The organism is Mycolicibacterium canariasense (assembly GCF_002101555.1).
Lineage (GTDB): Bacteria > Actinomycetota > Actinomycetes > Mycobacteriales > Mycobacteriaceae > Mycobacterium > Mycobacterium canariasense.
The window spans coordinates 443661-465848 of the sequence record NZ_LQOL01000052.1; the positions used below are offsets into that span (position 1 = coordinate 443661).

Genomic DNA, 22188 nt, shown 5'->3' on the forward strand with positions numbered 1-22188 from the left:
TGGCAGGGTGGGCGCCGTGCGTGTCGCGGTGGTGGCCGGGCCCGATCCCGGGCATGCGTTCCCGGCGATCGCGCTGTGCCTGCGATTCCTGGCCGCCGGCGACGCCCCGACCCTGTTGACCGGTGAACGGTGGCTGGCCACCGCGCGCGCCGCCGGGGTCGATGCGGTGCCGCTGGCCGGTCTGGATGTGCGCGAGGGTGACGACGACGGCGACGCCGGGGCCAAGATCCATCGGCGCGCGGCCCGGATGGCGCTCGACAATGTCTCCGTAATACGTTCGCTGGCACCGGATTTGGTGGTGTCCGATGTCATCACCGTGTGTGGTGGGCTGGCCGCCGAATTGCTCGGGCTGCCGTGGGTGGAGCTGGACCCGCATCCGCTGTACCGGCCGTCGAAGGGGCTGCCGCCGCTGGGCAGCGGCCTGGCGCCCGGCACCGGATTGCGCGGGTGGTTCCGCGATACGGTGCTGCGGACGCTGACCGCGCGATCGGTGCGCGACGGTGACCGGCAGCGCGCGCAGGCGCGGGCCGGGATCGGGCTGCCCGGGCCGGACCCGGGCCCGCTGCGCATGCTCATCGCCACCCTGCCCGCCCTGGAGGTGCCCCGGCCGGATTGGCCCGCCGCCGCGGTGGTGGTGGGGCCGCTGCATTTCGAGCCGACCGCCGAGGTGCTGGAACCGCCGCCCGGTGCCGGGCCGCTCGTGGTGGTGGCGCCGTCGACGGCCGTAACCGGGGCCGGTGGGCTGGCCGAACTGGCACTGTCGGCGCTGACGCCGGGGCGGGGTCTGCCCGCCGGGACGCGAGTGGTGGTCTCCCGGCTGGGTGGTGCCGAGCTGGATGTCCCGCCGTGGGCGGTGGTCGGTCTGGGCCGCCAGGACGAACTGCTGAGCAAGGCCGACGTGCTGGTGTGCGGTGGCGGGCACGGCATCGTGTCCAAGGCACTGGTGCACGGCGTGCCGCTGGTGACGGTGCCCGGTGGCGGTGACCAGTGGGAGATCGCCAATCGTGTTGCGCGCCAAGGCAGTGGGCCGTTCGTCCGGCCGCTGACGGCGGAGTCGTTGGCGGCGGCGGTGTCCGAGGTGCTGTCCGGACCGTCCCACCGCGCGGCCGCGCGGCGGGCGGCGGCAGGCATCGCGGAGGTGGCCGATCCGGTACGGGTGTGCCATGACGCGCTGTCGGCGGCTGGGTAGGTTGGTGGCGTGCGGCTCACCGAATTCCACGAACGCGTCAGCGCTCAGTTCGGCTCGGCGTACGGCGCCTCGGTGCTCGTCGACCACGTGTTGAGCGGGATGGGGCGCACCGCCGCACAGGCCATCGAGGCCGGTGTCGACCCGCGGGACGTGTGGCGGGCGTTGTGTGCCGACTTCGAGGTGCCGCGCGAGCAGTGGTGAGACGGGAGGTGCTTCCCCGTCGCTGCGCTCGCCCGGTGAAAAACCCCGCCCGGCGTGTCTAACTTGCCTTCGAACACCTGTTCGTTAGGGTGGTGAGCGTTCGACTGAGCTGACTTGTCGGTGGCTGGCCCTAATGTCGCAGCCAACCGATCGGAACACCGGTCAACCGAACGACTACCGGAGAGGTATCACCATGGCACCACAGGCTCCCGACCGCGAAAAAGCGCTCGAACTGGCGATGGCGCAGATCGAGAAGAACTACGGCAAGGGCTCGGTCATGCGCCTCGGCGAGGAGGTGCGCCAGCCCATCTCCGTCATCCCCACCGGATCCATCTCCCTGGACGTGGCACTGGGCATCGGCGGCCTGCCGCGAGGCCGGGTCATCGAAATCTACGGACCGGAATCCTCCGGTAAGACCACCGTCGCGCTGCACGCGGTGGCCAACGCCCAGGCCGCCGGGGGCATCGCGGCGTTCATCGACGCCGAGCACGCGCTGGACCCGGAATATGCCAAGAAGCTCGGCGTGGACACCGATGCACTGCTGGTGTCCCAGCCCGACACCGGTGAGCAGGCCCTGGAGATCGCCGACATGCTGGTGCGCTCCGGTGCGCTGGACATCCTGGTCATCGACTCGGTCGCCGCGCTGGTGCCGCGTGCGGAGATCGAGGGCGAGATGGGCGACAGCCACGTCGGCCTGCAGGCCCGCCTGATGAGCCAGGCGCTGCGGAAGATGACGGGTGCGCTGAACAACTCGGGCACCACCGCGATCTTCATCAACCAGCTGCGCGAGAAGATCGGCGTGATGTTCGGCTCGCCCGAGACCACCACCGGCGGTAAGGCGCTGAAGTTCTACGCCTCCGTGCGCCTGGACGTCCGGCGGATCGAGACGCTCAAGGACGGCACCGACGCGGTGGGTAACCGCACCCGGGTGAAGGTCGTCAAGAACAAGGTGTCCCCGCCGTTCAAGCAGGCCGAGTTCGACATCCTGTACGGCCATGGCATCAGCCGCGAAGGCTCGCTCATCGACATGGGTGTCGAGCACGGCTTCATCCGCAAGTCCGGTTCGTGGTTCACCTACGACGGCGAGCAGCTGGGGCAGGGCAAGGAGAACGCCCGAAAGTTCCTGCTGGAGAACATCGATGTGGCCAACGAGATCGAGAAGAAGATCAAGGAGAAGCTCGGCATCGGTGCCGTGGTGACCGACGATGACGTTCTGCCCGCCCCGGTCGACTTCTGAGACCGGGCCCGCCGAAGAACCCAAGCGCGAGGAGCAGGCGCGGGACGTGTGTCTGCGCCTGCTCACCGTGCGGGCCCGTACCCGGGCCGAGTTGGCGGGGCAGCTGACCAAACGCGGCTACCCCGACGATGTGAGTGCCCGGGTACTGGACCGCTTGGCCGAGGTCGGATTGATCGACGACGCCGCGTTCGCCGAGGAATGGGTTCGGTCCCGGCGGGTCAATTCCGGAAAAGGCAAGCGCGCCTTGGTTGCTGAGCTGCGAACCAAGGGTGTCGATGCCGATGTCATCGCCGAGACGCTCGACGGTGTCGACGCGGGGGAGTGGCGGGTGCAGGCCGAGCAGTTGGTGGCCGCCAGGCTGCGTCGGGAGAACCTCGACGACGAAGCCAAGGTCACCCGCCGCTTGGTCGGCATGCTGGCTCGCCGTGGCTACAGCCAGACCATGGCCTTCGATGTGGTCAAAACCCAACTGGCCCAAGAACAGGCGCGACGCATCGTCTAGACGACGAATCCGCTGCGTTGCCTGTAAGCCGGCTACACGACGAATCCTCCGCGCTGATCTATACGACGAATCCTCCGCGCTGATCTATACGACGAATCCTCCGTCGATGTTCCAGCTGGTGCCCGTGATGTATCCGGCGTCCGGCGATGCGAGGTAGGCCACGGCACTGGCGATATCGCGGGTGTGCCCATAGTGACCGACGGCGATGAACGAACGCGTCAAGTCGGCGAGCTCGCCCTCCTCGGGATTCATGTCGGTGGCGATCGGTCCGGGCTGGATGTTGTTGACGGTGATCCCGCGCGGGCCCAGTTCGCGCACCAGCCCGCGGGTCAAACCGGCGACCGCGGCCTTGGTCAGGGAGTAGACCGAGAGTCCACCCACGGGTGATCGGTCGCCGTTCACACTGCCGATGGTGATGATGCGCCCACCGTCGCCGAGGTGCGGTACGGCCCGTTGAATCGCGGCGAAAACGCCGCGCACGTTGATGTTCACCAGCCGATCGAACTCCTCCAGTGGGAAGTCCTCGATCGGGGCGAGATACGCCACCCCGGCATTGTTGACCAGGATGTCCAGCCCGCCCAACTGCGCCACCGTCTGGTCGACCGCGGCGGCCACGGCCGCCACGTCGGCACTGTCGGCCTGGATGGCCACCACCTTCGCACCGGTCGCGTCGAGTTCGGCGACCAGTGCCTGGGCCGGCTCCGGGGAGGAGTTGTAGGTGAAGGCGACGGCCGCGCCATCGGCGGCCAACCGCCGGACGATCGCGGCGCCGATACCGCGCGACCCGCCCGTCACCAGGGTGCGCTTACCGGCCAGGGATGCTGTCGATGTTGTGGTCATGGGGCCCTCCGCCGCCGGGATGGTTCTTTCGAACCGATTGGTTACTAATTACAGTCAGCTCAAGCCGCTGCGGAACCGGACCATTCCGAACTGTGGCGGACATCACACCAGGAGGGTGGATGGCGATCGGACGACCCCGCGAGTACGACCCGCAGACCGTGCTGGAGACCGCGATGCGGTTGTTCTGGGCACACGGTTACGACGGGGTGTCCATCACCGACCTGACCGACGCCACCGGCATCAACCGGCGCAGCCTCTACGCCCAGTTCGGTTGCAAAGAACAGTTGTTCCGAGAGGCCGTGCAGCACTACGTCACCGGCCACGGCGGCTACGCGGCTGCCGCACTGGCACAGCCCACCGCGCGTGAAGTGGCGCACGCGATGGTGCACGGCACCGCCGACGCGACCACCGCACCGGACCGACCGCACGGCTGCCTGTTGGTGCAGAGCGCACTCGCGGTCGGCCCGGACGCCGCCGGACTGCAGGCCGACCTGGCCGATATGCGGGCAGCCGGCGTGCAGGTGCTGGCCGAGCGTTTCGCCGAAGCCCGAGCCGCCGGGGAGATCCCCGGCGAGGATCCCGCCGCCTTGGCCCGCTGGATCGCCTCGATCTGCCAGGGCATCGCCGTGCAGGCCGCCAGCGGTGCGACCCGCGCCGAACTGCATGCCATCGCCGACCGGGCGCTCAAGGCGTGGCCGGTCGACTAGACCGCGGAGCCGTCCTGGACGAATTCCTTCGGCGTCACCGGCTCCGGGCCCTTCTTGGACCGGCGCAGCCGCGCCTCCAGCCAGGTCGCGAACCAGGACAGCCCGAAATTCAGGCTGATCATCAGGAGGGCGATCACCAGCAGCGCGGGAATCAGGTTGCCGTACGACGTGCCCACGCTGGTGCCCTGGCGCACCATCTCGATGAACGTGATCTGGTAGCCGATGGCGGTGTCCTTGAGCACCACCACCATCTGTGACACCAGCACCGGCAGCATCGAGGTGATGGCCTGCGGCAACAGGATCGACCGCATGGTCTGCAGCCAGGTCAGGCCCAGCGCCGAGGATGCCTCGGCCTGGCCGCGCGGCAGCGCATGCACGCCGGTGCGCACGATCTCGGCGATCACCGCGCCGTTGTACAACGTCAGGCCCGTCACCACGCCGGCCAGCGCCAGCTGCTTGGACGGGAACACGTCGTACTCGGCGAACAACGCATACGCGAACAGCATCATGATGAGCACCGGCACCGCCCGGAAGAACTCGACCACGGTCGCGCACGTCCAGCTGATCCAGCCCACCGGTGACAACCGGCCCACGCCCAGCACACAGCCGAGCACCAGCGCCAGCACGATCGACAGCGCCGCGGCCGTCAACGTGCCCTGCACGCCTTCCAGGACGTAGTTCTTCCACAGGTTGGCCGTCAGGAACGGCTCCCACTTGGCGGCGGTGAACTGGTCGGCCGCCGCGAACTTCCAGATCACCCAGCCCAGGATCGCCGCGAACACCAGCACCGTCAGCGCGGCGGTGATCATGTTGCGCACCCGGGCCCGCGGCCCCGGCGCGTCGTAGAGGACCGATGCCCCGCTCATCTGTGCACTCTTCTCTTCGCGCAAGCGCTCATCGGTGCACTCTTCTCTTCGCGCAGGCGCTCATCGGGACCTCCGGCTCTTCGCGCAGGCGCTCATCGGGACCTCCGGCTCTTCGCGCAAGCGCTCATCGCAAAACCGCCCAGCGCTTGCCCAACCACCCGAACAACAGCCCCATCGGCAAGGTCAGGATGACGAACCCGGCTGCGAAGATCGAGCCGACCAGCAGCAGCGCCGCGGTGTTCTCGATCATCTCCTTCATCAGCAGTGCCGCCTCGGCCACGCCGATCGCCGAGGCGATCGTGGTGTTCTTGGTCAGCGCGATCAATACCGAACCCAGCGGGATGATCACCGCGCGAAAAGCCTGCGGCAACAAGATGATCCGCAAGTTCTGCCCGAACGTCAGGCCGAGTGAGCGGGCCGCCTCGGCCTGCCCGATGGGCACCGTGTTCACCCCGGAACGGATGGACTCGCAGACGAAGGATGCCGTGTAGACGGTCAGGCCGAGCACCGCCAGCCGGAAGCCGCTGTCGGCGATCGAGGTCGGTGACATCGGATCGGCCAGCGTGATGTGCAAGGTGTTACCGAGCCCCAGCGAGCAGAACACCAGGATCAGCGTCAGCGGGGTGTTGCGCACCACGTTGACGTAGCCGGTGCCCAGCGCCCGCATCACGGGAACGGGCGACAACCGCATCGCCGCCAGCGCCGTGCCCAGCACCAGCGCGCCGATGGCCGAGTACACCGTCAGCTGGATCGTCATCCAGAACGCGGCGAAGATCCGGTCCTGGTATTCGGTGAAGATCGCCACGGGACCTGCGTGGTCTACTTGTCGACGGTCGGCGGCGCGGGCGCGGTGATACCGGCCGGGCCGAGATTCTTGTCGAACGCCGTCTTCCAGGCGCCGTCGGTCTCCATCTTGGTGATCGCGTCGTTGATCCTGGTCCGCAGCTCGGTGTCACCCTTCTTCAGGCCGATGCCGTAGCGCTCCTCGGAGAACGGCTCGCCGACGATCTTGAAGGTGCCGGGGCTCTGGGCCGCGTATCCGGCCAGGATCACCTCGTCGGTGGTGACCGCGTCGATCGCACCGGTCTTGAGCGCCTCGACACACGCCGAGTACGTGTCGTATTGCTGCAGCTGCACGCCCGGGTACTTGTCCTTGATCCGCTGCGCCGGCGTGGACCCGCTGACCGAGCACAGCCGCTTGTTGTTCTGCAGCGACTCCGGGCCGGTGATGTCGGTGTTGTCGGCCTTCACCAGCAGGCTCTGCCCGGTGATCAGGTAGGGGCCGGCGAAGTCCACCTTCTCCTTGCGCGCATCGGTGATCGAGTAGGTGGCGACGATGTAGTCCACCTGCCCGTTCTGGATCAGGTTCTCGCGCTGACTCGACGGTGCCTCCTTGAACTCGATGTCCTCCGGCTTGTATCCGAGCTGACCGGCCACATAGGTGGCGACATCGACGTCGAAACCGCTGAACGTGCCGTCCGGGTTCTTCAGCCCCAGGCCGGGCTGGTCGTACTTGATGCCGACGGTCACCTTCTTGCTGTCGTCACCGCCGCCGCAGGCGGCCAGAGCGAACGGCATCGCGGCGGCGACCAGCGCGGCGGTGACCATCCGGAATCGCAGGGACATAGAGCGCTCCTTTAGTTGCATCAGTGGTTCAGGATCTTGCCGAGGAAGTCTTTGGCCCGGTCGGACCGCGGAGCGGTGAAGAACTGCTCGGGTTCGGCGTCCTCGACCACGGCGCCGTCGGCCATGAAGACCACGCGCTGGGAGGCTCGCCGGGCGAACCCCATCTCATGGGTGACCACCAGCATCGTCATGCCTTCGGTAGCCAGGTCGGTCATCACCGCCAGCACCTCTTTGATCATCTCCGGGTCCAGCGCGCTGGTCGGCTCGTCGAACAGCATCACCTTCGGGTGCATGGCCAGCGAGCGGGCGATCGCCACCCGCTGCTGCTGCCCGCCGGACAGCTGGGCCGGGTACTTGTCGGCCTGGTTGGCCACGCCCACCCGCTCCAGCAGCGCCAGCGCCTCGGTACGAGCCTTGTCCTTGCCGGTCTTGCGCACCTTGATCGGCGCCAGGGCGACGTTCTCCAGGATCGTCTTGTGGGCGAACAGGTTGAACGACTGGAACACCATGCCGACGTCGGAGCGCAGCTGCGCGAGCTTGCGCCCCTCCTCGGGTAGCACGTCGCCGTCGATGGCGATGGTGCCCGAGTCGATCGGCTCGAGCCGGTTGATGGTGCGGCACAGGGTTGACTTGCCCGAACCCGACGGTCCGAGGATCACCACTACCTGCCCGCGCGGCACGTCGAGGTTGATGTCCTTGAGGACATGCAGGTCGCCGAAATACTTGTCGACGCCCTGTATCGAGATCATCGGGACCGAGGTCGCGGTGGTCATGGGCACTGACCCTACCCAGGGAATGCTCAGCTTGGGGCGTATCGGCGCGCCCGTAACATGATTGTCGTGACTTCGATGATGGCGCGCGAGGACGAGGCGTCCGCAGGCGCCGACGCGCGCCCACGCACCTACCAGGTGCGCACCTATGGCTGCCAGATGAACGTGCACGATTCCGAGCGCCTGGCCGGGCTGCTCGACGCCGCCGGTTATGTGCGCGCCGCGGACGGCACCGACGCCGACATCGTGGTGTTCAACACCTGCGCGGTGCGCGAGAACGCCGACAACAAGCTCTACGGCAACCTCAGCCATCTTGCGCCGCGGCGCAGCGCCGACCCGAACATGCAGATCGCCGTCGGCGGGTGCCTGGCGCAGAAGGACCGTGACGCGGTGCTCACCAAGGCGCCCTGGGTGGATGTGGTGTTCGGCACCCACAACATCGGTTCGTTGCCGGTGTTGCTGGAACGCGCCCGCCATCAGCGGGTGGCGCAGGTGGAAATCGCCGAGGCGCTGCAGGAGTTCCCGTCGGCGCTGCCGGCGTCACGTGAATCCGCTTACGCGGCATGGGTTTCCATCTCGGTGGGCTGCAACAACACCTGCACGTTCTGCATCGTCCCGTCGCTGCGCGGCAAGGAGGTGGACCGCAGGCCCGGCGATATCCTGGCCGAGGTGCAGACCCTCGTCGACCAGGGTGTGCTCGAGATCACCCTGCTGGGCCAGAATGTCAACGCCTACGGCGTGTCGTTCGCAGCGGACGAGCGCTTGCGCGAGGACCCGGCGATGTGGTCGGACATCCCGCGCAACCGCGGCGCGTTCGCCGAACTGCTGCGCGCCTGTGGCCGCATCGACGGACTGGAACGCGTGCGGTTCACCTCGCCGCATCCGGCCGAATTCACCGACGACGTGATCGAGGCGATGGCGGCCACCCCGAATGTGTGCCCGACGCTGCACATGCCGCTGCAGTCGGGGTCCGACCGCGTCCTCAAGGCGATGCGTCGGTCCTATCGGGCCGAGCGCTACCTGGGCATCATCGACCGGGTGCGGGCCGCCATCCCGCACGCCGCGCTCACCACCGACATCATCGTCGGATTTCCGGGGGAGACCGAGGACGATTTCCAGGCCACCCTGGACGTCGTGCGTCAGGCCCGGTTCGCCAGTGCCTTCACCTTCCAATACTCCAAGCGGCCCGGCACGCCGGCCGCCGAGCTGCCGGACCAGCTGCCGAAAGCCGTTGTCAGCGAACGGTATCAGCGCCTGATCGCCCTGCAGGAGGAGATTTCCTGGCAGGAGAACAAGGCTCAGATCGGTAGCACCGTCGAGGTTCTGGTGGCCGCCGGCGAGGGCCGTAAGGACGCTGCCACCGCACGGATGTCCGGGCGCGCCCGCGACGGCCGGCTGGTGCACTTCGCCCCGGGGCAGGCCGACATCCGTCCCGGTGACATCGTCACCACCGTGATCACCGGGGCCGCGCCGCATCACCTGATTGCCGACGGTGCCGTGCGCAGCCACCGCCGCACCAGGGCCGGTGACGCGCATGCCGCCGGTCAGCGCCCGGTGACCGGCGTCGGCCTGGGGATGCCGGGCATCGGCGCGCCACCCGCGGCCGCGGCCACGTCGGGATGTGCCCGATGAGCGACAAGGAATTCGACGCCTACAAGGGCGATATCGAGGCCGCCGAGCGGCGCGTCGCCGCCGAGATCGACCCGGGCGGCCGCGCGGTGGTGGTCGCCGTGCTGGTGTTGGTGGTGGCGCTGTCGTTCGCGCTGCCGCACATGGGCTCCACCCGCGGGCTGGACGTGCTGGTCGGCGACCAGACCGCCATCAACGACGGCGTCGCCCTGCCGTCGCGGGTATTCGTCTGGCTCACACTCGTTTTCGGCGTGGGCTTTTCCATCTTGGCGTTGCTGACCCGGCGTTGGACGCTGGCCTGGATCGCCCTGGCCGGCACCGCGGTGGCCTGCCCGGCGGGCATGCTGGCGGTCTGGTCACGCCAGACCGCCACCCACGGCCACCCCGGCCCCGGTATCGGGTTGATCATCGGCTGGATCGCGGTGATCCTGCTGGCCTACAACTGGGCGCGGGTGGTGTGGTCGCGTACCGCGGTGCAGTTGGCCGCCGAGGAACAGCGCCGCCGCGCCCTCGCGCAGCGCCAGAGCAAGGGCCTGCTCGATGATCTCGGCGACGACGCGGGCGACGACTAGAGGGCCTGGCTAGCGCTTCTTGCTGACGGCCTCGGCCGCGGTCTCGGCCCACTCCCGCCACTGCGCGGCGCTGGCCCTGGCCTGCTCGGCATCCTTGGTGCGGCCGGCCGCCGCGGCCTTCTCCGCCTGCTTCTCGAACTGCTCGGCGCGCTCGCGGAACTGTTCGGCGCGGGCCACCGCCTCGGCGTCCACATGGCTCACCGAACTCGCGTCACGCACCTTCTTCTCGACCGCGCGCAACCGGCGCTCCAATTCGGCCGAACGTTCCCGCGGCACCTTGCCGATGGCGTCCCATCTGTCGCCGAGCGCCCGGAAGGCGGCCCGCGCCGCGTCCGGGTCGCTGACGTCGATGGCCTCGGCCTCGGCCAGCAGCGCCTCCTTGGCCGCGGCGTTCGCCCCGAACTCGGCGTCGCGCTCGGCGTTGACGGCGTTGCGCGCGGCGAAGAAGGTGTCCTGGGCGGCCTTGAAGCGTGCCCACAGGGCGTCGTCGACGTCCTTGGCGGCCCGGCCCGCGGCCTTCCACTGCGCCAGCAGATCCCGGAAGGTCGCCGCGGTCGCCGCCCACTCGGTGGAATCGCTGAGCGCCTCGGCTTTCTCACACAATGCTTCCTTCGCTTGGCGCACGCCCACCCGTTCCCGGTCCAGCTCGGCGAAGTGCGAGCCACGCCGCCGGTTGAAGGCCTCCCGGGCGGCCGAATACCGCTTCCACAGCGCGTCGTCGGTCTTGCGGTCCAGCCCGGTGATGGTGCGCCACTCGTCGAGGATCTCGCGCAGCCGGTCGCCGGCGGCCTTCCACTGGGTGGAGTTCTCGGCGATCTCCTCGGCCTCGGCGGCCAGCGCCTCCTTACGCGCGGTCTGGGTGGCGCGATGTTCGTCACGCCGGGCACGCTCGGCCGCGGCGGCGTCGCCGGCATGTTCGACGATGGCGGTCAGCCGGGCGTGCACCGCGTCCACGTCACCGAGTACGGCGGCGGTGGGCAGCCCCTCCAGCAGGGCGGCGGCGGCGGTCTTGATCTTGCGGGCATCACCGCTGCCCGACGCCAGCCGCGTCTCCAGCAGGGCGACCTCGGTGTGCAGATCGTCGTAGCGGCGGCCGAAGTGGGCGTAGGCCGCCTCGGCATCACCGGCCTGCCAGGACCCGATCACGCGTTCCCCCGCCGAGGTGATCAGCACGACGGTGCCGTCGGGTTCGACACGGCCGAACCGGTGCGGATCGACGGCCGGGGTGGTGGGCGGTATGACGGCCGGGGCCGCGGCGGCGGCAGCAGCCGGTTTGGGGCCCGGACGGGGGCCGGGCCGGGGACCTGGGCGCGGTGCCGGCTTGGGAGCGTCGGAATCGCTGGTCGTCATGAGTTTTCTCCACCTCCACGCGGGCTGACCCGCACCTGCCGCGCGACGCGGCGCCAATAGCTTCCGCACGCTATTGAAGCAGGTCACCGGCCGACGTGCGTACGGCTTCGTGATGGACCGGGTCCCTCGGTTGCGAGATCACCACCACTGACGGCACGCTCAGCGCAGCTGAGAGGTTTGGAGTCACCGATGCACAAAGCGGATATCGCCGCTCTGTTGGCGCTGGGCGCCGCGTTCTTCATCGCCGTCGGCGACGTCATCCATCAGCGGTCGGCGCAGCAGGTGAGCGACGAATCCGTCGGCCATCTGCGGCTGTTCGCGCGGCTGCTGCGCGATCGCCGCTGGTGGCTGGGCAGCCTGGTGGCCGGGGCCGGTTTCGGACTGCAGGCCGCCGCGCTGGGATTCGGGTCGGTGCTGCTGGTGCAGGCCCTGCTGGTGACCTCGCTGCTGTTCGCGCTCCCGATCAACGCGCGCCTGACGCACCGGCGGGTGACCCGGTTCGAATGGACCTGGGCCGCGCTGCTGGCCGCGTCGGTGGCGGTCATCGTGACCGTCGGCAATCCGACCGCGGGGCACTCCCGGGCGTCGGTGCAGGTGTGGCTGGCCGTCGGGGCGGTCCTCGGGCCGGCGCTGGTGCTGTGCATCATCGGCGCACGCATCTGGTCGGGGACGGTGGGCGCGATCCTGCTGGCCTGCGTGTCCGGCGCCATGTGGGGACTGTTCGCGGTGCTGACCAAGGGCGTGGTCGACCGCCTCCAACACGGCCCGTTGGCGGTGCTGAGCACCCCGGAGCTCTACGCCTGGGCGCTGGTGGCCGTCGCCGCGACCGGGTGGCAGCAGGCCGCGTTCCGGGCCGGGACCCTCACCGCGTCGCTGCCGGCGATGACGGACGCCGAACCCGTGGTGGGGTCCATCCTGGGCATCGTGGTGCTCGGTGAGACGTTGCGGCCCGGCGATGCGGGCTGGATCACGTTGATCGCCGCCGTGCTGGTCATGGTGGTCGCGACCGGCGCGCTGGCCCGCGGCGAGGCCGGTTGGGCGCAGGAGCCCGCCCACACGTAGCGATAACGTGGTCCGGGTGTTGGCCGCCATCGCCGTGATCCCGTCGGCTCCCGTGCTGGTGCCCGAGCTGGCCGGAGCGGCCCCGGACGTGACGGCCGAACTTCGCGATGCCCGTACCGCCGTCGCGACCGCGGCCGCGGCGCTGCCGTCGCGCTGGATCGTCGTCGGCACCGGCCCGGCCGCCGCGCTCATCGCGCCCGATGCGGTCGGCACGTTCGCCGGGTACGGCGTCGATCTGCGGGTGCAACTCGCACCGGGGGCGGCCGGTGCCCTCGCCGAGTTGCCGCTGTGCGCGCTGATCGCCGGTTGGGTGCGCGGGCTGGCGGCGCCGGGCGCGCGGGCCGAGGTCCGGGTGTACCGCGACGATCTGGATGCCGAGGCGGCCGTGGCCGCCGGCGGCGCCCTGCGCACCGAGATCGATGCCGCCGCCGACGCGGTCGGGGTGCTGGTGGTGGCCGACGGTGCGCACACCCTGACGCCGTCGGCGCCCGGAGGGCACGACCCCGATTCGGTTGCGGTGCAAGAAGTCCTGGATGACGCGCTGGCCACCGGCGACACCGCGGCCCTGGCCCGGCTGGGCGCCGGCGTGGTGGGCCGGGTGGCCTACCAGGTGCTGGCCGGGCTCGGCGCGCCTGCGGAGGCCACCGAGCTGTACCGGGGTGCGCCCTACGGCGTCGGCTACTTCGCCGGGGTGTGGCGTCCGGCGCTGGCGCACATAGCGACCGGGGGATGTGCACCGTGACCCGGCCGGTGGCCGTGATCGGGCCGACCGGGACCGGTAAGTCGGCGCTGGCGCTGGATATCGCGGAGCGGCTCGGCGGGGAGATCGTCAACGCCGACGCGATGCAGCTGTACCGGGGGATGGACATCGGGACCGCCAAGCTGCCGGTCGAGCAGCGCCGCGGCATCCCACACCATCAGCTCGACGTCCTCGACGTCACGGTGAACGCGTCGGTCGCCCGCTACCAGGAACGCGCCGCCGCCGATATCGAGGCGATCATGGACCGCGGGGCGGTGCCGGTGATCGTCGGCGGTTCGATGCTCTACATCCAGTCGTTGCTGGACCAGTGGTCGTTCCCGGCCACCGATCCCGACGTGCGGGCCCGCTGGGAGGCGCGGCTGGCCGAGGTGGGGGTGGCGGCGCTGCACGACGAACTCCGGCGCGTCGACCCGCAGGCCGCGGCTTCGATCCTGGCCACCGACGGCCGCCGCATCGTGCGCGCGCTGGAGGTGGTGGAGCTGACGGGTCAGCCGTTCGCCGCGTCGGCGCCGCGGATCGGGACGCCGCGCTGGGACACCGCGATCATCGGATTGGATTGGGAGACCGAGCTTCTGGACGAGCGGCTGCGGCAGCGCACCGATGCGATGTTCGACGAGGGGCTGGTCGCCGAGGTGACCGGTCTGATCGGGGTGGGGCTGCGCACCGGGGTGACGGCCGCACGCGCGCTCGGCTACGCGCAGGTGCTGGCCGACCTGGACGCCGGCGGGGACGGCTCGGCCGCACGCGAACCCACCTTCATGGGCACCCGCCGCTACGTGCGCAGGCAACGCTCCTGGTTCCGCCGCGACCACCGGGTGAACTGGCTCGACGGTTCGGCATCGGACCTGGCCGATACCGCGGTCGCTATCCTGGACGGATGAGGTTTGCGAAAGGGCACGGCACGCAGAACGACTTCGTCGTGCTTGCCGACCTCGACGCCGCCTTGGACCTCACCCCCGAGGCCGTCGCCGCCCTGTGCGACCGGCGTCGTGGGCTGGGAGCCGACGGTGTCCTGCGCGTCACCACCGCCGGCGCCGCGCTGGCTGCCGGGGTTTTCCCGGCGCTGCCCGAAGGGGTGGCCGCGGCGGACTGGTACATGGACTACCGCAACGCCGACGGGTCGATCGCACAGATGTGCGGCAACGGGGTCCGAGTGTTCACCCACTATCTGCGTGCCGCGGGCCTGGAGCGCCGCGACGAATTCGTGGTCGGATCGCTGGCCGGGCCGCGCCCGGTCGTGGTGCACCGGCACGACGATGTCCATGCCGAGGTGACCGTCGACATGGGCAAGGCCAACGTGGTGGGCAGCGGATCGGCGGTGGTCGCCGGCCGCGCCTTCGACGGGCTGGCCGTCGACGTCGGCAATCCGCACCTGGCCTGCGTCACGGAACTGAGCGCGACGGCGCTGGCGGTGCTCGACGTCGCCGCGCCGGTGTCCTTCGACGCCGAGCAGTTCCCCGACGGCGTCAACGTCGAGGTGCTGACCCAGCCGGTCGGCGGGGTGGTCTCGATGCGCGTGCATGAGCGCGGTGTCGGCGAAACCCGTTCCTGCGGAACGGGAACCGTCGCCGCCGCGGTCGCCGCCCTGCAGCATGCGGGGGAGAGCGCCGGCACGCTGCGGGTGCGCATCCCCGGCGGGGAGGTCACCGTCACCGTCACCGAGGCCACCAGCTACCTGCGCGGCCCGTCCGTGCTCGTCGCGACCGGCGAGCTCGCCGACCAGTGGTGGCGCAACCCGGCGTGACGAAATTCGGATGCACCGTCGCGGGCCGGCATGACACCATCGAAAGCCGCCCATGACACGACCTGAAATCTCCGTACCCAGCACCGGCGATCTCGCCCTGGAAGACCGCACGGCATTGCGCCGCGTAGCCGGTCTGTCCACCGAACTCGCCGATGTCACCGAGGTCGAATACCGCCAGCTGCGCCTGGAACGCGTCGTGCTGGTCGGGGTGTGGACCGAGGGCAGCGCCGCCGACGCCGACGCCAGCCTGGCCGAACTGGCGGCCCTGGCCGAGACCGCCGGCTCGGAAGTCCTCGAAGGCCTGATCCAGCGCCGTGACAAACCCGACCCGTCGACCTATATCGGTTCCGGCAAGGCACAGGAACTGCGCGAGACCGTGCTGGCCACCGGCGCCGACACCGTGATCTGCGACGGCGAACTTTCCCCGGCCCAGCTGAACGCGCTGGAAAAGGCGGTGAAGGTCAAGGTGATCGACCGCACCGCGCTGATCCTGGACATCTTCGCCCAGCATGCGACCAGCCGGGAAGGCAAGGCGCAGGTATCGCTGGCCCAGATGGAGTACATGCTGCCGCGGCTGCGCGGCTGGGGTGAGTCGATGTCGCGGCAGGCCGGCGGCCGGGCCGGCGGTGCCGGCGGCGGGGTGGGCACCCGCGGCCCCGGTGAGACCAAGATCGAGACCGACCGGCGCCGCATCCGTGAGCGAATGTCCAAGCTGCGCCGCGAGATTCGCGAGATGAAGAAGGTGCGCGACACCCAGCGGGGAAAACGGCGCGCGGCCGATATGCCGTCGGTGGCCATCGTCGGCTACACCAACGCCGGCAAATCCAGCCTGCTCAATGCGCTGACCGGGGCTGGAGTGCTGGTGGAGAACGCCCTGTTCGCCACCCTGGAGCCCACCACGCGGCGCGGACAGCTCGACGACGGCCGCCCGTTCGTGCTCACCGACACCGTCGGGTTCGTCCGGCACCTGCCCACCCAGCTGGTCGAGGCGTTCCGGTCCACCCTGGAAGAGGTGGTGGACGCGGACCTGCTGGTACATGTCGTCGACGGCTCCGATGCCAATCCGATGGCGCAGATCAGTGCGGTGCGTGAGGTGATCCGCGACGTGTATGCCGACCACGACGGGGCGCCGGCGACGGAACTGTTGGTGATCAACAAGATCGACGCGGCAGGCGATCTGGCGTTGGCGCAGCTGCGCCGGGCCCTGCCCGATGCGGTGTTCGTGTCAGCGCACACCGGGGAGGGGCTCGATCAGCTGCGCCGGCGGATGGCCGCCCTGGTCGAGCCGACCGACACCGTGATCGACGTGACCATCCCGTATGACCGCGGGGATCTGGTGGCGCGGGTGCACGCCGACGGCCGGATCGAGAGCACCGAGCACACCGTCGACGGCACCAGGATCGTCGGGCGGGTGCCGATCCCGCTCGCGGCGGGCCTGCGCGACTACCTGAACGGCTAGGCCGCCGCCTTCGCGGTGGCGGCGTCGTCCTTCGCCGCCTCCCCGCTGGTGGATTCGCCGGTGGCTCCGGGCTTTTCGGTCTTCTCCGGTTCGGTTTCGGGTGTGCTCTGCGGCTTGGTCGCGGGTTCGGTGCCGGGCTTGGTGGCGTCGGCGGACTTCACGTCGTGCTTGCCGGTCAGCGCCTGACCGAACTGACGAACCAGCTGGGCCAGCGGGCCCGTCCCGATCGGCCCGCGTACCTTGGGCCGCACCGGTTCCGGTGTGGCGGCGGGTTGGTTCGTCTTGGTGTCGACGGGCTCGGTTTCGGCGGTGGTGTCCGGTTCTGTCCCTGCGGTATCGACCTTGGTGGTATCGACTTTCGCGGTATCGACCTTGGTGGTGTCGACCGGGGTGTCTGCGGTCTTGGTGCTCGCAGCGGTCTTGGCGGTGTCGGCGGTCTTGGCCGCCGTCAGGGTGGCGTTCGAGTCCTTAGCCGCCGCCAGGCTGGTGGTCGGGGTGGTGGTGACGGGCTGGGCAGCCTTGGGCACCTTGACGCCGATATCGGCCAGGGCGGCCTGCACACCCTCGCCGAGGGCCTTGACCACGTCCCCGGCGAGCTTGACCGGATTGATGTTGAGCGGGATCAGCCGGAACGGCGCCGGCACCCCCGGGCTGAGGCTGCGGTCGTAGCCGGTGTCGATGAGCACCCGCAGCACCGGCTCCAGCAGATCCACGATGGGTTTGATGATGAAGCTGGTGTGGGTGAAGCCGCCGAACTCGAGGAACGGGCGCACCAGCGGCAGCGTCCTGGTCGGGATGGTGATGTAGCGGGTGTCGCCGTAGTCGGTTTGGTTGGTCGGGTCGGCGATCTGGGCGGCCAGTTCTTCGGGCGTGTAGTCGTCGGGCAACTCGTCGGGGGCACTCTTGCCGTCCGGCGACAGATACGTCCCGTGCACGTACCAGAAGCCGGCGATGGCGTTGAGGGTGGCCAACGCGTTGAGTGGATACAACGGGAAGTCGGAGACACCGTCGTATTGGAACGCGATATCGGTGGCGCAGATGTGATCGCAGGTGTCGGTGGGGGCGGGCAGCCCGAAGGTGGCGTCCAGGATCGGGACGTGGCCGAGGAAGGCGAGTCGCTCGAAGAGGCCGCCGTTGGGCCGGTTGGTGTTTCCGATCATCACGAAGGACAGGTAGTTCTGGTTCTTGGGCAGGTAGGCGAGATTGCGTTTCTCGCGGCTGACGATGTTGCCGCCCTGTGAGTAGCCGAAGATGACGATCGGGGTGTTCGGTGGGTCCTGGGCCAGCGTGTTCACCAGCGTGGAGTTGAGGTTGGACAATCCCTCCCCGGTGGACACGTCCCATTTGGCACCGTCGAGGCCGCCCCAGCCGGGCAGCGGGATGGGCCAGAACTGGGCCGGATAGTCGATGGGTTTCAGGTCGCAGTTCGCGGTGGTGGTGCATCCCGACGGTGACCACCCGTCCGACGGCGCGATGTAGTACTTGAGCGCGTTGGTCATGTAGTCCTGCACCTCACCCGCTTTGGGGGTGCCGGTGCCGGGCACGATGAGGGCGGTCGCGGCCAGCGCCACGGCCATGCCCAGCACCGACGCGACGGTCAGGAACACCGCGGTCAGCAGCGCGAATACGGTCAGTACGGATCGTCGTGCGATATGCATCTGTCCACCTCGGGATCGGACGGCGCGTGCCCCAGCGATCGTCGCACCGCGGCGGCGTAACGGAGACGTAAATAGCGAATTTGCGCGACCCGCCGGAATTGAAAGTAGAATCTGATTCTAATATTGTCGGGTGAGTCGACGAACGGAGCGCCGGATGGGACTGCGGGGCGAGGCCGCGATCGTCGGCTTCCACGAACTGCCGGCCACCCGAAAGCCGACCGGCAAGCCGGAGTTCATCATCGAACAGTGGGCCCGGCTGGCCGCCGCGGCGATCGCCGACGCCGGCCTGTCCGCCGATCAGGTCGACGGGCTGGTCACCTGCGGGGTGATGGAATCCCAGCTGTTCGTCCCGTCCACCGTGGCCGAGTACCTGGGCCTGGCCGTCAACTTCGCCGAGATCGTCGACCTCGGTGGGGCCTCCGGGGCGGCCATGGTGTGGCGTGCCGCGGCGGCCATCGAGCTGGGCATCTGCCGGGCGGTGCTGTGCGCCATTCCGGCCAACTACCTGACCCCGATGTCCGAGCAGCGGCCGTACGACCCGGGCGATGCCCTCTATTTCGGTGCGTCCAGCTTCCGGTACGGCTCGCCCCAGGCCGAATTCGAGATCCCGTACGGCTACCTCGGGCAGAACGGGCCGTACGCCCAGGTCGCCCAGATGTATGCCGCCGCATACGGTTACGACGAGGCGGCGATGGCCAAGATCGTCGTCGACCAGCGGGTCAACGCCAATCACACCCCCGGCGCGGTGTTCAAGGACAAACCACTGACCATCGCCGACGTGCTGGACAGTCCCGTCATCGCCTCACCACTGCACATGCTGGAGATCGTCATGCCCTGCATGGGCGGGTCGGCGGTGCTGATCACGAATGCCGACCTGGCCCGGGCGAGCCGCAACCGACCGGTGTGGGTCAGAGGTTTCGGCGAACGGGTGCCCTACAAGTCGCCCGTGTACGCGGCCGATCCGCTGCAGACTCCCATGATCACCGTCGCCGATTCGGCGTTCGGCATGGCCGGGTTGACGCCCGCCGACATGGACATGGTGTCGATCTACGACTGCTACACCATCACCGCGCTGCTCACCCTCGAGGACGCCGGATTCTGCGAGAAGGGCAAGGGCATGCAGTTCGTCACCGACCACGACCTCACCTTCCGCGGCGACTTCCCGATGAACACCGCCGGCGGCCAACTCGGCTACGGCCAGCCCGGCAATGCCGGTGGGATGCACCACATCTGCGATGCCGCTCGCCAGCTCATGGGCCGGGCAGGGGAGACCCAGGTGCCCGATTGCCATCGCGCTTTCGTCTCCGGCAACGGCGGTGTGCTCAGCGAACAGGAAGCACTCGTGCTGGAGGGCGACTAGATGACCATCGCGATGGGCAGACCGCGACCCCTGCCCACCCCGACCTCGGCGCCGTTCTGGGACGGGTTGCGCCGCCACCAGATCTGGATCCAATTCTCGCCGTCGGCCGGGGTGTACGTGTTCTACCCGCGGGTGCTGGCGCCGGGCACGCTGGCCGACGACCTGGAATGGCGCCGCATCTCCGGTGCGGCAACGTTGGTCAGCTTCGCCGTCGCCCAGCGGCCGGTGGCCCCGCAGTTCGCCGACGCGGTGCCGCACCTGCTCGCTGTCGTGCAGTGGCGGGAAGGTCCGCGGCTGGCCACCGAACTGGTCGGCGTCGACGCCGACCGGTTGCGGGTGGGTATGCCGGTGGAGCCGGTGTTCACCGACCTGCCCGAGATCACGCTGCTGCAGTACACCGCGGTGCGCTAGAAAGGACTCTCCGTGGCCTTGGCCCTGACCGACGAACAGGTCCAGATCGCCGGTGCGATGGCGGGTTTCGCCGCCCGGCACGGTGGCCTGGACCTAACCCGGGCGCAGTTCGACGAGCTGGCCGCCGGCCGCCGGCCGGGATTCTGGGGCGCGCTGGTGGACCAGGGCCTGCACGCGGTGCACCTGCCGGAGCGGATCGGGGGACAGGGTGGTGGGCTGACCGAAGCCGCCTGCGTCGTCGAGGAGGCCGGGTACGGCCTGTTGCCCGGGCCGCTGCTGACCACCGTCATCGCCGGAGCGGTCGCCGCCACCGACCCGGGGCCGGCGGCGCGCTCCGTGCTCGGCGACATCGTGGCCGGGCGCACCGCGGCGGTGATCCTGCCGCAGGCCGGGCAACTGCGTGCCGCCGCGGCCGGCGACGGCTGGCGGGTGTCCGGCACAACCGGTCCCGATATCGGGGTGTGCGGGGCCGATCGCATCCTGGTCAGCGCCGCCGCCGAATCCGGCGAGGTGCTCTGGATTGCCTTGGACACCAAGGACTGCGGGGTGCGGGTGCAACCGCAGACCCCCACCGATCTGACCCGCGATGTCGGGGTGCTGCACGTCGACGACGCGGTGGTGCCCGACGGCGACGTGCTTCGCGGTGTCGACGCGGTGCGGGCGCGTTGCCTGGCGGTGAGCATGCTGGCGGCCGAGGCGGCCGGTATCGTGCGCTGGTGTGTGGACAACGTGGTGGCCTACCTGAAGGTGCGCGAACAGTTCGGCAGGCCGATCGGGTCGTTCCAGGCGTTACAGCACAAGGCCGCCATGCTGTTCATCGACAGCGAGCTGGCCGCGGCCGCGGCGTGGGACGCGGTGCGCGCCGCCGACCAGTCCGTCGCGCAGCACCACATCGCGGCCGCCGGCGCGGCCATCGTGGCGGTGGGCCGGCTGCCCGAGCTGGTGGTCGACGCGCTCACCATGTTCGGCGCCATCGGCTACACGTGGGAACACGACCTGCATCTCTACTGGAAACGCGCGATCAGCCTGGCGGCGGCGGTCGGTTCGGGCACCGGATGGGCGCACACCCTGGGCGACCCGGCGGCGCCCGGCCGCGATTTCACCATCGAGATCGTCGATGTCGAGCCGGATTTCCGGGCGGCGGTCGCCGCAGCGCTGGACCGGGCGGCGCTGCTGCGCAACGACACCCCGGGCCGCCAGAACCCCGACGACGCGGAGTTCCGGACGGGCCCCCAGCGCACCGCTCTGGCCGAGGCCGGCCTGGTCGCCGCGCACCTGCCCACTCCCTGGGGGCTGGCCGCCACCCCGGCTCAGCAGCTGATCATCGACGAGGAGTTCGAGAAGCGGCCCCATCTGGTGCGGCCGTCCCTGGGCATCGCGGAATGGATCCTGCCCACCGTGTTGGCCGCCGGATCCGACGCGCAGCGCGCGCAATTCGCCGCACCGACCTTGCGCGGAGAGCTCGGTTGGTGCCAGTTGTTCTCAGAGCCGGGGGCCGGTTCGGACCTCGCGTCGCTGTCCACCAGGGCCACCAAGGTCGACGGTGGCTGGCTGGTGAACGGTCAGAAGGTGTGGACCTCCTCGGCGCAGCGCGCCGACTGGGGTGCACTGTTGGCCCGCACCGATCCGGATGCCAAGAAGCACAAGGGAATCGGCTACTTCCTGGTCGACATGAGCACCCCCGGCATCCGGGTGCGGCCGCTGCGGACCGCCAGCGGGGACGAACATTTCAACGAGGTGTTCTTCGACGACGTGTTCGTCCCGGACGCCATGCTGGTGGGCGAGCCGACCGACGGCTGGTCGCACGCGCTGGCCACCATGGCCAACGAGCGGGTGGCCATCGGCGCGTATATCAAGCTGGACAAGGAGAGCGAACTGCGGTCCCTGGCCGGCCGGGGCGGAGAGGTGACCGAGGTGACCATGGTCCGCCGGGCGCTGGGCGAGGTCAGGGCTGCATCGAATGCGATTGCCGCCCTTGCGGTCCGGGACACACTCAACCGGCTCGCCGGCCACGGGCCGGGGCCGGCGTCCAGCGTCGGCAAGGTGGCGACCGCGCAGATCGTGCGCCGGGTCACCGCCGAGGCGCTGGCGTTCAGCGGACGCGCGGCGATGGTGGGTGGCGCCGAACAGTCGGCCGTCGCGCACAGCCTGATGATGCCCGCCGAGGTGATCGGGGGTGGCACCGTCGAGATCCAGTTGAATATCATCGCGACGATGATCCTGGGACTGCCGAGGAATTGAGCGC

22 protein-coding genes are annotated in these 22188 nt (G+C 69.6%); 15 read left to right on the forward strand and 7 right to left on the reverse strand.

Going from position 1 to position 22188, the window contains the following annotated elements; translation table 11 throughout:
- The first annotated feature begins 16 nt into the window (after positions 1-16).
- The 4 genes from AWB94_RS18130 (at position 17) to recX (ending at position 3129) form a co-directional block, all read left to right on the forward strand.
- Positions 17-1189 carry a glycosyltransferase gene (locus AWB94_RS18130; protein WP_062656630.1) on the forward strand — a complete coding sequence of 391 codons (1173 nt, stop codon included), beginning with the start codon at positions 17-19 and terminating at the stop codon, positions 1187-1189.
- Positions 1190-1198: 9 nt separating this feature from the next.
- Positions 1199-1390: a DUF3046 domain-containing protein gene (locus AWB94_RS18135; RefSeq protein WP_062656512.1), complete on the forward strand. Its 192-nt coding sequence runs from the start codon at positions 1199-1201 to the stop codon at positions 1388-1390.
- 193 nt (positions 1391-1583) lie between these two features.
- Positions 1584-2627, forward strand: a complete 1044-nt coding sequence (recA, locus tag AWB94_RS18140) for a recombinase RecA (RefSeq protein WP_062656631.1) — start codon at positions 1584-1586, stop codon at positions 2625-2627.
- Positions 2596-3129, forward strand: a complete 534-nt coding sequence (gene recX, locus AWB94_RS18145; RefSeq protein ID WP_062656513.1) for a recombination regulator RecX — start codon at positions 2596-2598, stop codon at positions 3127-3129. The genes recA and recX overlap by 32 nt, the downstream gene beginning before the upstream one ends.
- 84 nt (positions 3130-3213) lie before the next feature.
- Here recX and AWB94_RS18150 read toward each other — a convergent pair whose 3' ends face one another.
- Positions 3214-3969 carry a 3-oxoacyl-ACP reductase family protein gene (locus tag AWB94_RS18150; RefSeq protein WP_062656514.1) on the reverse strand — a complete coding sequence of 252 codons (756 nt, stop codon included), beginning with the start codon at positions 3967-3969 and terminating at the stop codon, positions 3214-3216.
- A gap of 119 nt (positions 3970-4088) precedes the next feature.
- Between AWB94_RS18150 and AWB94_RS18155 the strand changes: the two genes are divergently transcribed.
- The gene (locus tag AWB94_RS18155; protein ID WP_062656515.1) at positions 4089-4676 is read left to right on the forward strand and encodes a TetR/AcrR family transcriptional regulator; all 588 of its coding nucleotides are present in this window, start codon (positions 4089-4091) and stop codon (positions 4674-4676) included.
- Here AWB94_RS18155 and AWB94_RS18160 read toward each other — a convergent pair.
- The 4 genes from AWB94_RS18160 to AWB94_RS18175 all read right to left on the reverse strand — a co-directional run bounded on the left by AWB94_RS18160 (position 4673) and on the right by AWB94_RS18175 (position 7917).
- Positions 4673-5542 (reverse strand): amino acid ABC transporter permease, encoded by an 870-nt coding sequence (locus AWB94_RS18160; RefSeq protein ID WP_062656516.1) that lies wholly within the window; start codon positions 5540-5542, stop codon positions 4673-4675. The two genes, AWB94_RS18155 and AWB94_RS18160, sit on opposite strands and share 4 nt — an antisense overlap.
- A 124-nt stretch (positions 5543-5666) precedes the next feature.
- On the reverse strand, positions 5667-6347 hold the full coding sequence (locus AWB94_RS18165) for an amino acid ABC transporter permease (RefSeq protein WP_062656517.1): 681 nt from the start codon (positions 6345-6347) through the stop codon (positions 5667-5669).
- A 14-nt stretch (positions 6348-6361) separates the two neighbouring features.
- The gene (locus AWB94_RS18170) at positions 6362-7168 is read right to left on the reverse strand and encodes a glutamate ABC transporter substrate-binding protein (protein ID WP_109762177.1); all 807 of its coding nucleotides are present in this window, start codon (positions 7166-7168) and stop codon (positions 6362-6364) included.
- Positions 7169-7188: 20 nt separating this feature from the next.
- On the reverse strand, positions 7189-7917 hold the full coding sequence (locus tag AWB94_RS18175; protein WP_062656632.1) for an amino acid ABC transporter ATP-binding protein: 729 nt from the start codon (positions 7915-7917) through the stop codon (positions 7189-7191).
- A 99-nt stretch (positions 7918-8016) separates the two neighbouring features.
- Between AWB94_RS18175 and miaB the strand changes: the two genes are divergently transcribed.
- Complete coding sequence (gene miaB, locus AWB94_RS18180; protein ID WP_062656633.1) at positions 8017-9570, forward strand: tRNA (N6-isopentenyl adenosine(37)-C2)-methylthiotransferase MiaB; 1554 nt, start codon at positions 8017-8019, stop codon at positions 9568-9570.
- Positions 9558-10139 carry an Rv2732c family membrane protein gene (locus AWB94_RS18185; RefSeq protein WP_062656519.1) on the forward strand — a complete coding sequence of 194 codons (582 nt, stop codon included), beginning with the start codon at positions 9558-9560 and terminating at the stop codon, positions 10137-10139. Before miaB ends, AWB94_RS18185 begins: the two co-directional genes overlap by 13 nt.
- A 9-nt stretch (positions 10140-10148) precedes the next feature.
- Here the strand turns inward: AWB94_RS18185 and AWB94_RS18190 are convergent, their stop codons facing one another.
- On the reverse strand, positions 10149-11489 hold the full coding sequence (locus AWB94_RS18190; RefSeq protein WP_062656520.1) for a DUF349 domain-containing protein: 1341 nt from the start codon (positions 11487-11489) through the stop codon (positions 10149-10151).
- Between the two features lie 189 nt (positions 11490-11678).
- Between AWB94_RS18190 and AWB94_RS18195 the strand changes: the two genes are divergently transcribed.
- Genes AWB94_RS18195 through hflX form a run of 5 tightly spaced genes read left to right on the forward strand, consistent with a single transcriptional unit; the run spans position 11679 to position 16514 of the window.
- Positions 11679-12551: a DMT family transporter gene (locus AWB94_RS18195; RefSeq protein ID WP_062656521.1), complete on the forward strand. Its 873-nt coding sequence runs from the start codon at positions 11679-11681 to the stop codon at positions 12549-12551.
- Positions 12552-12567: 16 nt separating this feature from the next.
- Positions 12568-13293 (forward strand): class III extradiol ring-cleavage dioxygenase family protein, encoded by a 726-nt coding sequence (locus AWB94_RS18200; RefSeq protein WP_062656634.1) that lies wholly within the window; start codon positions 12568-12570, stop codon positions 13291-13293.
- A complete protein-coding gene (gene miaA / locus AWB94_RS18205) occupies positions 13281-14192 on the forward strand; it encodes a tRNA (adenosine(37)-N6)-dimethylallyltransferase MiaA (RefSeq protein WP_084395113.1) in 912 nt (303 codons plus the stop codon). The genes AWB94_RS18200 and miaA overlap by 13 nt, the downstream gene beginning before the upstream one ends.
- Positions 14189-15055 (forward strand): diaminopimelate epimerase, encoded by an 867-nt coding sequence (gene dapF, locus AWB94_RS18210; protein WP_062656522.1) that lies wholly within the window; start codon positions 14189-14191, stop codon positions 15053-15055. The genes miaA and dapF overlap by 4 nt, the downstream gene beginning before the upstream one ends.
- Positions 15056-15107: 52 nt before the next feature.
- Positions 15108-16514: a GTPase HflX gene (gene hflX, locus AWB94_RS18215; RefSeq protein ID WP_062656523.1), complete on the forward strand. Its 1407-nt coding sequence runs from the start codon at positions 15108-15110 to the stop codon at positions 16512-16514.
- Here the strand turns inward: hflX and AWB94_RS18220 are convergent.
- Complete coding sequence (locus AWB94_RS18220; protein ID WP_062656524.1) at positions 16511-18172, reverse strand: PE-PPE domain-containing protein; 1662 nt, start codon at positions 18170-18172, stop codon at positions 16511-16513. The genes hflX and AWB94_RS18220 overlap by 4 nt on opposite strands.
- A 154-nt stretch (positions 18173-18326) precedes the next feature.
- On the opposite strand from AWB94_RS18220, the gene AWB94_RS18225 reads away from it, so the two are divergent.
- Genes AWB94_RS18225 through AWB94_RS18235 form a run of 3 tightly spaced genes read left to right on the forward strand, consistent with a single transcriptional unit; the run spans position 18327 to position 22184 of the window.
- Positions 18327-19532 (forward strand): thiolase family protein, encoded by a 1206-nt coding sequence (locus tag AWB94_RS18225; RefSeq protein WP_062656525.1) that lies wholly within the window; start codon positions 18327-18329, stop codon positions 19530-19532.
- A complete protein-coding gene (locus tag AWB94_RS18230) occupies positions 19533-19943 on the forward strand; it encodes a Zn-ribbon domain-containing OB-fold protein (protein WP_062656526.1) in 411 nt (136 codons plus the stop codon). It abuts the gene before it with no gap.
- A gap of 12 nt (positions 19944-19955) precedes the next feature.
- Positions 19956-22184: an acyl-CoA dehydrogenase family protein gene (locus tag AWB94_RS18235; protein WP_062656527.1), complete on the forward strand. Its 2229-nt coding sequence runs from the start codon at positions 19956-19958 to the stop codon at positions 22182-22184.
- The last annotated feature ends 4 nt before the right edge of the window (positions 22185-22188 follow it).